11 protein-coding genes are annotated in these 13,021 nt (G+C 74.0%); 4 read left to right on the forward strand and 7 right to left on the reverse strand.

All coding sequences use genetic code 11. The features are described from left to right. The first annotated feature begins 12 nt into the window (after positions 1 to 12). Complete coding sequence (locus tag C6W10_RS24300; RefSeq protein WP_107260803.1) at positions 13 to 2,832, forward strand: FtsX-like permease family protein; 2,820 nt, start codon at positions 13 to 15, stop codon at positions 2,830 to 2,832. 2 nt (positions 2,833 to 2,834) lie between these two features. Then, a complete protein-coding gene (locus C6W10_RS24305) occupies positions 2,835 to 3,578 on the forward strand; it encodes an ABC transporter ATP-binding protein (RefSeq protein ID WP_107260805.1) in 744 nt (247 codons plus the stop codon). A gap of 27 nt (positions 3,579 to 3,605) precedes the next feature. On the opposite strand, the gene glmM is transcribed toward C6W10_RS24305, so the two are convergent. The 7 genes from glmM to C6W10_RS24340 all read right to left on the reverse strand — a co-directional run bounded on the left by glmM (position 3,606) and on the right by C6W10_RS24340 (position 9,191). Then, positions 3,606 to 4,964 carry a phosphoglucosamine mutase gene (gene glmM / locus C6W10_RS24310; protein ID WP_107260807.1) on the reverse strand — a complete coding sequence of 453 codons (1,359 nt, stop codon included), beginning with the start codon at positions 4,962 to 4,964 and terminating at the stop codon, positions 3,606 to 3,608. 117 nt (positions 4,965 to 5,081) lie between these two features. Then, entirely contained in the window at positions 5,082 to 5,534 is a 453-nt protein-coding gene (rpsI, locus tag C6W10_RS24315) for a 30S ribosomal protein S9 (RefSeq protein WP_107260809.1), read from the reverse strand. Between the two features lie 20 nt (positions 5,535 to 5,554). Then, on the reverse strand, positions 5,555 to 5,998 hold the full coding sequence (rplM, locus tag C6W10_RS24320; RefSeq protein WP_107260811.1) for a 50S ribosomal protein L13: 444 nt from the start codon (positions 5,996 to 5,998) through the stop codon (positions 5,555 to 5,557). 259 nt (positions 5,999 to 6,257) lie between these two features. Continuing rightward, complete coding sequence (locus C6W10_RS24325; RefSeq protein WP_107260813.1) at positions 6,258 to 7,706, reverse strand: MFS transporter; 1,449 nt, start codon at positions 7,704 to 7,706, stop codon at positions 6,258 to 6,260. Between the two features lie 125 nt (positions 7,707 to 7,831). Then, positions 7,832 to 8,122: a type II toxin-antitoxin system PemK/MazF family toxin gene (locus C6W10_RS24330; RefSeq protein ID WP_107260815.1), complete on the reverse strand. Its 291-nt coding sequence runs from the start codon at positions 8,120 to 8,122 to the stop codon at positions 7,832 to 7,834. Next, the gene (locus tag C6W10_RS24335; protein WP_107260817.1) at positions 8,115 to 8,366 is read right to left on the reverse strand and encodes a DUF6364 family protein; all 252 of its coding nucleotides are present in this window, start codon (positions 8,364 to 8,366) and stop codon (positions 8,115 to 8,117) included. Before C6W10_RS24335 ends, C6W10_RS24330 begins: the two co-directional genes overlap by 8 nt. 126 nt (positions 8,367 to 8,492) lie before the next feature. Continuing rightward, positions 8,493 to 9,191, reverse strand: a complete 699-nt coding sequence (locus C6W10_RS24340; RefSeq protein ID WP_107260819.1) for a class I SAM-dependent methyltransferase — start codon at positions 9,189 to 9,191, stop codon at positions 8,493 to 8,495. 158 nt (positions 9,192 to 9,349) lie between these two features. Here C6W10_RS24340 and C6W10_RS24345 point away from each other — a divergent pair, with 158 nt between their 5' ends. Both C6W10_RS24345 and C6W10_RS24350 read left to right on the forward strand, forming a co-directional pair. Continuing rightward, a complete protein-coding gene (locus C6W10_RS24345) occupies positions 9,350 to 11,524 on the forward strand; it encodes a molybdopterin oxidoreductase family protein (protein WP_107260821.1) in 2,175 nt (724 codons plus the stop codon). Further along, positions 11,521 to 13,011 carry an FAD-dependent oxidoreductase gene (locus C6W10_RS24350; protein ID WP_107260823.1) on the forward strand — a complete coding sequence of 497 codons (1,491 nt, stop codon included), beginning with the start codon at positions 11,521 to 11,523 and terminating at the stop codon, positions 13,009 to 13,011. Before C6W10_RS24345 ends, C6W10_RS24350 begins: the two co-directional genes overlap by 4 nt. Positions 13,012 to 13,021 lie beyond the last annotated feature (10 nt).

The raw sequence follows: 13,021 nt of genomic DNA on the forward strand, positions 1-13,021 counted from the left end.
AGGAGGGGCGCGGTGGTCGGATTCATCTGGCGGCAACTGCGGGCCCGGCTCTGGCGATCACTCGCCCTGCTGACCGGCGTGCTCGTCGCGACCACCGGCTTCGTCGTGCTGACCGGCACCACCACCACCTCCCAACTGCGCCTGAACGATCGGGTGCAACGCGAGACCCGCGCTGCGTACGACATTCTCGTCCGTCCGAACGGGACACAGGCCGATCTCGAGACGGCGCGGGGTGTCGTCCGGCCCAACTACCTCTCCGGCCTCTTCGGCGGCATCAGCATGGCCCAGTACGAGCAGGTTCGCACGGTCGACGGCGTCGACGTCGCCGCCCCGGTGGCGATGCTCGGCTACTCCCTGCACGAGATGCGGGCCCACCTCGACCTCACCGACGCGGTCGACCGGTCCCTCGACCGGCAGGTGATCCGGGTCGACCCGACCTTCCTGGCCGAACGCGGCCTGTCCCGGACCACCGGCAAGCCCCGGTACGTCTACCTCACCCGCAACCGCCTCGCCTACCCGGTCTGGGAGGACGGCGGCATCGCCAGCGCGGCCCTCTACACCGACGGCCGGCGGTACCCGCTGAACGCCTGCCGGAACGGCTACATCGTGCCCCGGGAGATCCTCCCCGACGGGCGGACCGAGCCGGTCTGCGACATCGGCGCGGAGCCGACCCTCACCCGCACCTCGCCGGACACCGACTACACCGAGGTCGTCGTCGCCCGGCTGCTGCCGGACGGCCGGTTCGAGAACTCGCCGCACGCCCCCGCCGGGATCCGGGACACCACCCCCACCGCGACCGACCGGCTGGTGCTGCCGGTCCGGTGGATCGTCCCGTTCCTGCTCGCCGCCGTCGACCCGCCCGCCGAGGACCGGCTGGTCGGGTTGGCCGACGCCGTGGTCGACGGCCGGCCGCTGAGCCGGGACGACACGACCGTCGAGAACAGGTTGCTCGGGCCGGGCCACCGGAACGTCCCGGTGCTCGCCACCAGCCGCCCCTACCTGGACGGCAGGGTGACGGCCAGCTACACCCGGCTGCGCCCGGACCGGGTCGCCGGCCTGCAACCGGGCGAACTGCTGGCCGCGCTGGGCGGCGGCGGCGAGCCGGCCGGCGGCGCGAGCGCCGACCCGACCACCAACTACCGGCAGGAGATGCGCGACGCCGTCCGGCAGCAGACCGGCCTCGGCAGCCTGAGCCCGGTCGTGCAGGCCGGGCCGATCGACTACCACCAACTCTCCGACGGCAGCCTGCGGCCCCGGGCCGGAAGCCCCGACCTGCCGGCGTACCGGGCCGACGGGCCGGGCACCTATCCGGCGCCCTGGCTCGCCGGTGACGTCGCCTTCCGGCCGCTGCGCCAGCTCGGCCAGCCGAGTGCGCGGACCGGGGGCGGGATGGGCTGGCAGGCGGTCGGCATCTTCGACCCGGAACGGCTGACCAGCTTCAGCGCGCTCTCCCAGGTGCCGCTGGAGACGTACGCCCCGCCGCAGGCCGTCGGCGCCGACCGGGCCAGCCGGGAGGCGCTCGGCGACCGTCCGCTGCTGCCCAGCGGAAACCCGGCCGGCTACCTCTCCAGCCCGCCCCTGCTGCTGACCAGCCTCGCCGCCGTACCGAAGCTGCTGGAGGGCGGCAACGACCCGCAACTGGCCGCCCCGATCAGCGCGATCCGGATCCGGGTCGCCGGAGTCGCCGGCTACACCGGGGAGGCGGAACGGCAGGTCCGGCAGGTCGCGGAGCGGATCGCCGCCCGTACCGGACTCGACGTCGACGTCACCTTCGGCTCCTCACCGGCCCCGCAGACCGTCGAGCTGCCCGCCGGCTCGTTCGGCCGGCCCGAGCTGCGGCTCACCGAGGGCTGGTCCTCGATCGGCGTCGCGTCGGTGATCGTCCGGGCGGTGGACCGGAAGAGCGTCGTACTCTTCCTGCTCGTCCTCACCGTCTGCGCGCTCTTCCTCGCCAACGCGGTCTCGGCCGCCGTCCGGGACCGTCGGGCCGAACTGGCGGTGCTCGCCTGCCTCGGCTGGCCGGCCCGGCGGATCGGCGCGGCGATCCTCGGCGAGGTGGCGCTGATCGGCCTCGCCGCCGGACTGCTGTCGCTGCTCCTCGCCGCCCCGCTCGGCGCCCTGCTCGGCGTCGAGGTGGGCTGGTGGCGGGCGGCGCTGGCCGTACCCGTGGCGCTGCTGGTCGCGGTCGTGGCCGGCGCCGGCCCGGCGGTGCGGGCCGCCAGCTCCCATCCGGCCGGCGCGCTCCGGCCGGCCGCCGCCCCGGTCCGGCTGACCCGACGGGTACGCGGAGTGCTCGGCCTCGCCGTGCTCAACCTGGTCCGGGCACCGGGCCGGGCCCTGCTCGGCGCGGCGGCCCTCGGCATCGGGGTGGCCGCCTCGACGGTGCTCGCCGCGATCAACTACGCCTTCCGGGACACGGTGCTGGGCAGCCTGCTCGGCGACACCGTCTCGGCTACGGTGCGCACCGCCGACACCGTGGCCGCGACCGCCACCGTGCTGCTCGGCGCGGCGGCCGTGGCCGACGTGCTCTACCTGAACATCCGCGACCGGGCCGGCGAGCTGGCGGCACTGCGCGCGACCGGCTGGACGGAGTCCGCGCTGACCCGGCTGGCCGCCTACGAAGGAGCCGGGATCGGCCTGCTCGGCGCGCTGGCCGGTACGGCGGTCGGGCTGGCCGGCGCCGCCGCGCTGATCGGCGGGCTCTCCACCGGAGTCGTCCTCACCGGGGTCGGTACCGCCGCCGCCGGTGCGCTCGTCGCCTGCCTGGCGGCGCTCGTCCCGGCGGCACTGCTGCGCCGGGTCCCCACCGGCCACCTGCTAGCCGAGGAGTAACCATGGCGGACACCGGGGTCGGCGTCACCGTCACCGCGCTGACCAAGCGGTTCTCCGGCGGCGAACTCCCGATCGTCGCGGTGGACGAGCTGTCGCTCGACGTGGCCGCCGGCTCGGTGGTGGCACTGACCGGACCGAGCGGCTCCGGCAAGTCGACGCTGCTGCACCTGGTCGGCGCGATCGAGCCGGCCGACTCCGGCTCGGTCGTCGTCGGCGGGCAGGAGATCACCCGGCTGGGCCGTCGCGCCCTGGCCGGATACCGCCGGACCGTCGGCTTCGTCTTCCAGCGCTACCACCTGCTGCCCGCGCTGACCGCGCTGGACAACGTACTGGCGCCGGTGCTGCCGTACCGGGTCGGCTACGACCGGACGGCCCGGGCCCGGGAACTGCTCGACGCGGTGGGGCTCGCCGGTCGGGAGCGGGCGCTGCCGGCGCAGCTCTCCGGCGGCCAGCAGCAGCGGGTCGCGGTGGCCCGGGCCCTGATCGGCGAGCCGGCGCTGCTGCTCGCGGACGAACCGACCGGCAACCTCGACTCGACCAGTGGCGGCGAGATCCTCGACCTGCTGCTGCGGCTGCGCGACGAGCGGGGCGTCACGATCCTGCTGGCCACCCACGAGCAGCACATCGCCGCCCGGTGCGACCGGCTGGTCCGGCTCCGGGACGGCCGGGTCACCGAGGACCTCGACCTCACCGTCGGCGAGGGGCCGGCGCAGACCCTGGCCCGGGCCAGCCAGCTCCGGCTCTAGCAACCGGGGCGGGCGGCACGGGCGGCGTTACGCCGGCACCGGGCTGGCGGTACGCACCTCGGCGGCGATCCGCTCCGCGATCTCCTGGGCCAGCTCCACGGTGGCCGCCTCGACCATCACCCGGACCAGCGGCTCGGTGCCGGAGGGGCGGAGCAGCACCCGACCGGTCTCGCCCAGCTCGACCTCGGCCCGCTGCACCGCGCCGAGTACGCCCGGTGCGCCGGCTCCGACCGTCCGGTCCGCGACCGGCACGTTGATCAGCACCTGCGGCAGCTTGGTCAGCACCGAGGCCAGCTCGGCGAGGGTACGGCCGGTGGCCGCCACCCGGGACATCAGGTGCAGCCCGGTGAGGATGCCGTCGCCGGTGGTCGCGTACGCCGGCAGCACCAGGTGCCCGCTCTGCTCGCCGCCGAGCGCCAGCCCGGAGGCGCGCAGCTCCTCCAGCACGTACCGGTCGCCGACCTTGGTCTCGACCAGCCGGATCCCGGCGGCGGACATGGCCAGCCGCAGGCCGAGGTTGCTCATCACGGTGGCGACCAGGGTGTCCTGGGTCAGCGTCCCGGCCTCCCGCATCGCCAGCGCCAGGATCGCCATGATCTGGTCGCCGTCCACCTCGCTGCCGTCGGCGGTGACCGCCAGGCACCGGTCGGCGTCGCCGTCGTGCGCGATGCCGAGGTCGGCACCGTGCTCCGCCACGGCGGCCCGCAGGTTGTCGAGGTGCTGCGAGCCGCAGTCGTCGTTGATGTTGAGCCCGTCCGGCTCGGCGTGGATGGCGATCACCTCGGCACCGGCCTCCCGGTACGCCACCGGGGCGACCTCCGAGGCGGCGCCGTTCGCGCAGTCGACGACGACCTTGAGCCCGTCGAGCCGGTGCGGGATCGTGCCGACCAGGTGCTGGATGTAGTGCTCGGCACCATCGAGCAGGTCGTGCACCCGGCCGACGCCGGCACCGGTCGGCCGCTGCCAGCCGGCCGAACCGTTCGCCTCGACCGCGGCCTCGATCTTCAACTCGACGTCGTCGGGGAGCTTGTGCCCGCCGGCCGCGAAGAGCTTGATGCCGTTGTCCGGCATCGGGTTGTGCGAGGCGGAGAGCATCACCCCGAGGTCGGCCTTGGCCTCGCCGACCAGGAAGGCCACGCCCGGCGTGGGCAGCACCCCGACCCGGACCACGTTGGCCCCGGCGCTGGTCAGCCCGGCCACCACCGCGGCCTCCAGCATCTCGCCGCTGGCCCGGGTGTCCCGGCCGACCACCGCGAGCGGTGGATGGCTCCGGTCGGACTCGGCGAGGGTCTGCGCGGCCGCGACCGCGACCGCGAGTGACAACTCGGGGGTGAGGTCGGCGTTCGCGCGTCCGCGTACGCCGTCAGTGCCGAACAGCCGCCCCATGCGCGAAACCTCCGGGAAGCGCACCAGTGGTGGTAAACGACGAAACGGCCGGACACCGCCACCGCGGAAGGGGGCGGTTTCCGGCCGTACGTCAGACGTACAAGGTGTTGCCGCGGATCAACGCTTGGAGTACTGGGGCGCCTTGCGGGCCTTCTTGAGACCGTACTTCTTGCTTTCCTTCTCCCGGGCGTCCCGGGTGAGGAAGCCGGCCTTCTTCAGCGCCGGGCGGTCGTCCGGGTCGTTGGCGATCAGCGCCCGGGCGATGGCCAGCCGCAGCCCGCCGGCCTGGCCGGTGGTGCCGCCGCCACGCAGGTTGGCGATGATGTCGAACGCCTCGGCCTTCTCGGCGGTGACCAGCGGCTCCTTGATGAGCTGCTGGTGCACCTTGCTCGGGAAGTACGCCTCCAGCTCACGACCGTTGCAGGTGATCTTGCCGCTGCCCGGGACGATCCGGACCCGGACGATCGCCTCCTTGCGCCGGCCCACGGTCTGGATGGGCCGGTCGCCACGAGGAGCCCGGGCCACCGGGGCGGGCACCGGGGCTTCGGTGGTCGCGATGGTGTCGGTCATGCTGTTTCCTTCGCCCGCGCTCACTGCGCGATCTGCTTGATCTCGAACGGCACCGGCTGCTGCGCGGCGTGCGGGTGCTCGGCACCGGCGTAGACCTTCAGCTTCTTGATCAGCTTACGGCCGAGCTTGTTGTGCGGGAGCATGCCCTTGACGGCCAGCTCGATGGCCCGGTCGGGGCGCTTGGTCAGCAGCTCGTCGTAGCCGACCTGCTTCAGACCGCCCGGGTAGCCGGAGTGCCGGTAGGCGACCTTGGTGTGCCGCTTGTTGCCGGTCAACGCCACCTTGCCCGCGTTCACGACGACGACGAAGTCACCGGTGTCCACGTGCGGCGCGAAAGTCGGCTTGTGCTTGCCCCGCAGCAGCGTGGCAACGTGGGTGGCCAGACGGCCCAGCACGACGTCTGACGCGTCGATGACGTGCCACTGACGCTCGATTTCACCCGGCTTCGGGCTGTACGTACGCACAGGTCTACCTTGTCTCGTCGTCGGTCTGGGGTCGCGCACCGGTCGCCAGGCACGCACAAACGACCAAGCGTACCCGGGAAAGGCACGCCCGCGGATGTCACGTGAAAACTTGGGTGTCACACAACAGCAGGCAACGATACCCGGTCGCCGGTGCCGGGGTCAAAACGGGACACCCCCCAGCGGGCTGCGGCGATGGCGGGACCCCGCCTCCACTGGAGAAACGATAGCCGCCGGCCCCGCCGCCGCCCGACCGGGGGTGTCACACCCCGGCGAGGCGACCCGGCGACGGGCGGAGGTAGACCACCCAGGTCACCACCAGGCAGAGGGCGTACCAGGCGATGAAGGCCAGGTAGGCGGCGTCGGCCGAGGAGTACGCCAGGAACGACTGCCGGAAGGCGATGTTGACCAGTACGCCCCCGAACGCGCCGACCGCCCCGGCGATCCCGATCAGGGCGCCGGAGAGCCGCCACGCCCGGCGCTGCGCGGCGTCCGGGTCCAGCTCGCCGGCGGCCACCGCCCGGGCCGCCCGGGCCCGGAAGATCGCCGGGATCATCTTGTACGTCGATCCGTTGCCGACCCCGGAGAGCACGAAGAGCCCGATGAACCCGATCAGGTAGAGGGTCAGCGAGCGCTCCCCGGAGGCGTGGTGGACCAGTCCGGCGCCGGCCGCCATCGCGGCGAAGGTCGCGAAGGTCACCCGGGCCCCGCCGTACCGGTCGGCCAGGTGGCCGCCGACCGGCCGGATCAGCGAGCCGACCAGCGGCCCGAGGAAGGTCAGGTACGCCGCGTCGAGCGGGGTGCCGAACCGGTCACCGAACTGCACCAGCAGCACCTGCCCGAAGGCGAAGCCGAAGCCGATGAACGACCCGAAGGTGCCGATGTAGAGCACGGACATCACCCAGGTGTGCGGGTCCCGGGCCGCCTCCCGGATCGCCCCCCGCTCGTTGCGGACCCTGGTGATGTTGTCCATGTAGCGGGCCGAGGCGAGTGCGGCGAGCACGATCAGCGGGAGGTAGACCGCCGGGACCAGGCGCGGGTACGCGGCACCCGCCGTGGCCAGCACCGCCAGCCCGACGAGCTGGACGGCGGCCACCCCGATGTTGCCGCCGCCCGCGTTCAGGCCGAGCGCCCAGCCCTTGAGCCGCTGCGGGTAGAAGAGGTTGATGTTCGCCATCGAGGAGGCGAAGTTGCCGCCGCCGACCCCGGCCAGGCAGGCCAGCACCATCAGCGTGCCGTACGACACCCCGGGCTCGATCAGGATCGTCATCGGCACCGCCGGCACCAGCAGCAGCAGGGCGCTGACGATCGTCCAGTTCCGCCCGCCGAACCGGGCCACCGCCAGGGTGTACGGCAGCCGCAACGCCGCCCCCAGCGCGGCCGGTACGGCGGTGAGCAGGAACTTCCCGGCCGGGTCGATCCCGTACTCCGGGCCGAGGAAGAGCACCAGGACCGACCAGAGGCTCCACACCGAGAACCCGATGTGCTCGGAGGCGATCGAGACGATCAGGTTGCGCCGGGCGATCGGCGCTCCGGTGGTACGCCAGAAGTCCGGGTCCTCGGGGCGCCAGTCGTCGAGCTGGTGCCGGCGGGCGGCCACGGGTGCGGCGGCGGGCTCCGGCGGCGCGAGGGTGCCGAGGCCGGTCGCCGGGGCGGTGGCCGTGCTGTCGGTCCCGGTGCCGGCCGTCGGGCCGGTGGCAGTACTGGTCATGCCGCCCGAACGTAGGAGCGCGGGGTTTCCCGGCGGTTCGCGCGTGAAGTCGGACCGGCAACGGTCGGCGCACGGCGGGCCCCGGCAGGCGGTGAGATCTGCGGCCGCCCGGCGCGGCGGGGCGCTCAGATGCCCTGGAGGATACGCAGCGCCCGGCTCACCCGGAACATGGTGTCGGCGTCGGCGACCGAGACGCGCTCGGTGAACCACTTCTTCATCGGCGACGAGAGCCGGTCGGGCATCACCACGTATTCGCCCATGGTGACGGCGAGCGGGGAGTCCCGGAGCAGCTCGGAGTCGACCACCTCGGCGACGATCACGATCGGCACGTCGGTGGAGTTGTAGACGTCGGAGCTGATCACCAGACCGAGCCGGGACCGGGCCCCGTCGATCCGCCAGATCTCGCCCCTACGCACTCGGGCGCCCGCCGAGAGCCGCGTCGACCAGTGCGGCCTCCTGGGCGTCGGCGATGGCGGCGGCCTCGATGTCCAGGCGGGCCCGGCCGACGGCCGCGGCGTGCGCGGTGAAGACCTCGCGGAGCGCCTTCTCCCGGGCGGCCTGGTCGATCCAGGCGGAAAGCGACATGCCGTCCCGTTTCGCGAAGCGGCGGGCCTCTTCGATCGTCTCGTCGGAGAACGAGAGGGTCACCTTGGCGGTCATGCCGCTCAGCCTACCGGCGGTATGACCAGCCGTCATTCCGACCGCCGCAACCGGTCCGGCCGACACCCCGGCACCAGCCGTCCCTACCGCCCGCGCCGACCGTCCCTACCGCCCGCGTCAGCCGTCCTACAGCTCGCGCCGGCCGCCGAAGACGGCGAACCGCCAGGACTTGTAGAAGCAGTCGACACCGACGAAACCGGCCTCGACCAGCCAGCGGCACTGGTCCGGCATCGGCGCCGGGCGGTCGTGCAGCATCCGCTCCCGGGCGGCGGCGATCTCCGCCCCGGTGGCACCGAGCGCGGTGACCTGGGCGAGCCACACCTCGTCGTACCGGGAGTCCAGGTCGGGGGTGCCGCCGGAGACCTGCTCGGCGTTCACGAAGACCCCGCCGGGGACCAGCACCTGCCGGATCCGGCGGTAGAGGTCCCGCTTGTCGGCGTCCGGCAGGTGGTGGATGGCCAGCGCGGAGACCACCGCGTCGTACGGGCCGCCGGGCAGCGGGGCGGTCAGGTCGGCGACCACCGTCTCGTGCGGTACCCCGCGCCGGGTCAGGTGCCCCTCGGCGACCGCGAGCATCGCCGGGGCACCGTCGAGCAGGATGCTCCGCACCCCCGGTACGGCGGCGCCGAGCAGGATCGAGAAGAGCCCGGTACCGGCGCCCAGGTCGAGTACGGTCGGCACCCGCCCGGAGGCCAGCGCCCGGCGCAGCGGCGGAGCCGCCACCTCGACCGCCGTGCCGTAGAAGTCGTCGAAGCACGGCACGAGCCGGCGGCGGGACTCGTCGTACGACCCGGCCACCGCGTCGAAGAGCGACACCACGGCCATCGGAGTGCCTCCTATGATGTGGAACGACCTTCCACATCATAGATCCACTGCCGGCAGGCCGAGCCGACCCGCTGAGCGAGGTCCGTGTGAGCGGCTCTTGACAGGCCCGAAACAAGAGGGACCCGGCCGCGAAACCGGGCGCCGGCACGCTTCCGGACATGACAGACGGTGCCCGCACTGCGACGCATTCGGAGGATGTGTCCCAGGACGTCGTCACGCACTGCCCATACTGCGCACTCCAGTGCGGGATGACACTGCGCCGTACCGCCGAGCGGGTGGAGGTGCTGCCCCGGCAGTTCCCCACGAACCGGGGCGGACTCTGCCAGAAGGGCTGGACCGCCGCCGAGCTGCTCGACCACCCCGACCGGCTGACCACCCCGCTGCTGCGGGACCACCCCGGCGGGGAGCTGCGCCCGGCGAGCTGGCCGGAGGCGCTGGACCGGGTGGCGGACGGCATCCGCCGGATCCAGTCCGGGTACGGCCGGGACGCGGTCGCCGTCTTCGGCGGCGGTGGACTGACCAACGAGAAGGCGTACGCGCTCGGCAAGTTCGCCCGGGTCGCGCTCGGCACCCGCAACATCGACTACAACGGACGCTTCTGCATGTCCTCGGCCGCCGCCGCCGGGATGCGGGCCTTCGGGATCGACCGGGGGCTGCCGTTCCCACTGGCCGACCTCGGCACCGCCGACACCCTGCTGCTGGTCGGCGCGAACGTCGCCGAGACGATGCCGCCGCTGGTCCGCTATCTGGTCGAGCAGCGGCAGCGCGGCGGCACCCTGATCGTGGTCGACCCCCGGGCCACCGCCACCGCCCGGCAGGCCACCCTGCACCTGCAACCCACCCCCGGCACCGACCTGGCGGTGGCGAACGCGCTGCTGCACATCGCGCTCGCCGAGGGCCTGGTCGACAAGGACTACGTGGCCGCCCGTACCAGCGGATTCGACCAGGTGCGGCGGGTGACCGCCGGCTACTGGCCGGCCCGGGCGGAGCGGCTCTCCGGGGTGCCGGTGGCCGACCTGGAGGCGGCGGCCCGGGCGCTCGGCACCGCCGACCGGGCGATCATCCTCACCGCGCGCGGCGCCGAGCAGCACGCCAAGGGCGTGGACACGGTGACCGCCTTCATCAACCTGGCCCTCGCGCTCGGCCTGCCCGGGCGGCCCGGCTCCGGGTACGGCTGCCTCACCGGCCAGGGCAACGGCCAGGGTGGCCGGGAGCACGGGCAGAAGGCCGACCAGCTCCCCGGCTACCGCCGGATCGACGACCCGGCCGCCCGGGCACACGTCGCCGGGGTCTGGGGGGTGGATCCCGACGCGCTGCCCGGCCCGGGCGTGTCGGCGTACGAGCTGCTCACCGCCCTCGGCACCGACGGCGGCCCGAGGGGACTGCTGGTGTTCGGCTCCAACCCGGTCGTCTCGGCACCCCGGGCGGGCCGGGTCACCAGCCGGCTACGCGACCTCGACCTGCTGGTGGTCGCCGACTTCGTCCGCTCCGAGACGGCCGAGATCGCCGACGTGGTGCTGCCGACCGCCCAGTGGGCCGAGGAGGACGGCACGATGACCAACCTGGAGGGCCGGGTGTTGCGCCGCCGCGCGCTCCGCCCGCCACCACCCGGGGTACGCACCGACCTGGCGGTGCTGGCCGAACTCGCCGACCGGCTCGACCACGTGGACGGGGCGACCGGTCGGGGCGGGTCCCGTTTCCCGGCCTCGCCGGAGCTGGTCTTCGCGGAGCTGCGCCGCGCCTCGGCCGGCGGTGCCGCCGACTACGCCGGGATCACCTGGGAGCGGATCGACGCCGAGGAGGGCGTCTTCTGGCCCTGCCCGGCCGAGGACGGGCCCGGCACGCCGAGGATGTTCGCCGACGGATTCCCCACCCCGGACGGGCGGGCCCGGTTCCTACCCGTCGAGCACCGCCCGGTCGCCGAGGACGTCTGCCCGGACTATCCGGTCTATCTCACCACCGGGCGGGTGCTGACGCAGTACCAGTCCGGTGCGCAGACCCGGCGGGTCGAGGCGCTGCGCCGGGCCGCCCCGAACGCCTTCGTGGAGCTGCATCCCGACCTGGCGGCCCGGCTGGGGATCGACGACGGCGACGAGGTGCGGGTGACCAGCCGCCGGGGCGAGATGCGGGCGCCGGCCCGGCTCACCCCGACCATCCGGCCGGACACCGTCTTCGCGCCGTTCCACTGGGCGGGTGCGGGTCGGGTCAACTCGGTGACCAGCGACGCGCTCGACCCGGTTTCCAGGATGCCCGAGTTCAAGGTGTGCGCGGTCAGGGTCGAGAAGGTCCGGGCCGAGACGGCGACACCGCGCGCTGGCGAGGGGACGGCATGACGACAGAGGAGACGGTGGACGGGTCACGCAACCGCGTCGTGATCGTCGGACACGGCATGGCCGGGGCGCGGTTGGCGGCCGAGCTGTCCGCCCGGCTCGGCGACGCGAAGATCACGGTACTCGGCGCCGAGCTGCACCGGGCGTACAACCGGATCATGCTGTCCAGCCTGCTGGCCGGCAAGGTCGACGAGTCCGGTGTGGAGCTGGCCGAGGCGGCCGGGCACGGCATCGACGTACGCCCCGGGGTCGAGGTCACCGCCGTCGACCGGGCGGGCCGCACGGTGACGACCGGCCAGGGCGACCTGATCGGGTACGACCACCTGGTGCTCGCCACCGGCGGGCGTGCCCTGGTGCCGCCGCTGGCCGGGCTGGACCGGGAGCGGCTGCCGGACCGGGTGGCGGTGTTCCGCACCCTGGACGACTGCCGGCGGATCCTGGCCGCCGCCGCCGGAGCGCGCCGGGCCCTGGTGCTCGGCGGCGGACTGCTCGGGCTGGAGGCGGCCCGGGGGCTCGCCGCCCGGGGACTCGACGTGCACGTGGTGCACCCGGTCGGGCACCTGATGGAGCGGCAGCTCGATCCGGCGGCCGGCGCGGTGCTGGCCCGTACCCTGGCCGCGCTCGGCGTCACCACCCACCTGGAGGTGGCGGCCAGCGCCGTGCACACCCGGCCCGACGGGCTGACCCTGACCCTGACCGACGGACGCCTGCTCGACGCCGACCTGCTGGTCCTCTCCTGCGGGGTACGCCCCGACGTGGAGCTGGCCCGCGCCGCCGGGCTCACCGTGGACCGGGGGGTGGTGGTCGACGACCGGCTGCGCACCAGCGACCCGCACATCTCGGCGATCGGCGACTGCGCCCAGCACGCCGGCGTGGTCACCGGCCTGGTCGCACCCGCCTGGGAGCAGGCCCGGGTGCTGGCCCAGGTGCTCGCCGGGCAGGATCCGCGGGCACGCTATCGGCCGCAGCCGCCGGTCACCCGGCTCAAGGCCGCCGGGATCGATCTCGCCGCGATGGGCGACGCGGCCGCCGGCCCGGCCCCGGACGTCGAGGAACTCAGCTTCTCCGACCCGGTCCGGGGCACCTACGCCCGGCTGCGGATCGTCGGCGAACGGCTCACCGGGGCGATCATGCTCGGTGACAACCCGGCGGTCGGCACGGTGATCCAGCTCTTCGACCGGGGTACGCCGGTGCCGGTCGACCGCCGCACCCTGCTGCTCGGCCGCAGCCGGGACAGCGCGAGCGCGACCCCGGTCGAGTCACCGGCGCTGATGCCGGACGCGGCCACGGTCTGCCAGTGCAACACGGTGCGCAAGGGCGCGCTGGTGCGCTGCTGGCGGGCCGGGGCGAGGTCCCTGGACGACGTGGTCGCCGCGACCCGGGCCACCACCGGCTGCGGCAGTTGCCGGGACGCCGTCGAGGGGATCCTCGGCTGGCTCTCCTCGATCGACACTCCCGACCCGGTGGTGGAAGCAGAGGTGGCGGCTTGACATCCTTCGC

The organism is Plantactinospora sp. BB1 (assembly GCF_003030385.1).
GTDB lineage: Bacteria > Actinomycetota > Actinomycetes > Mycobacteriales > Micromonosporaceae > Plantactinospora.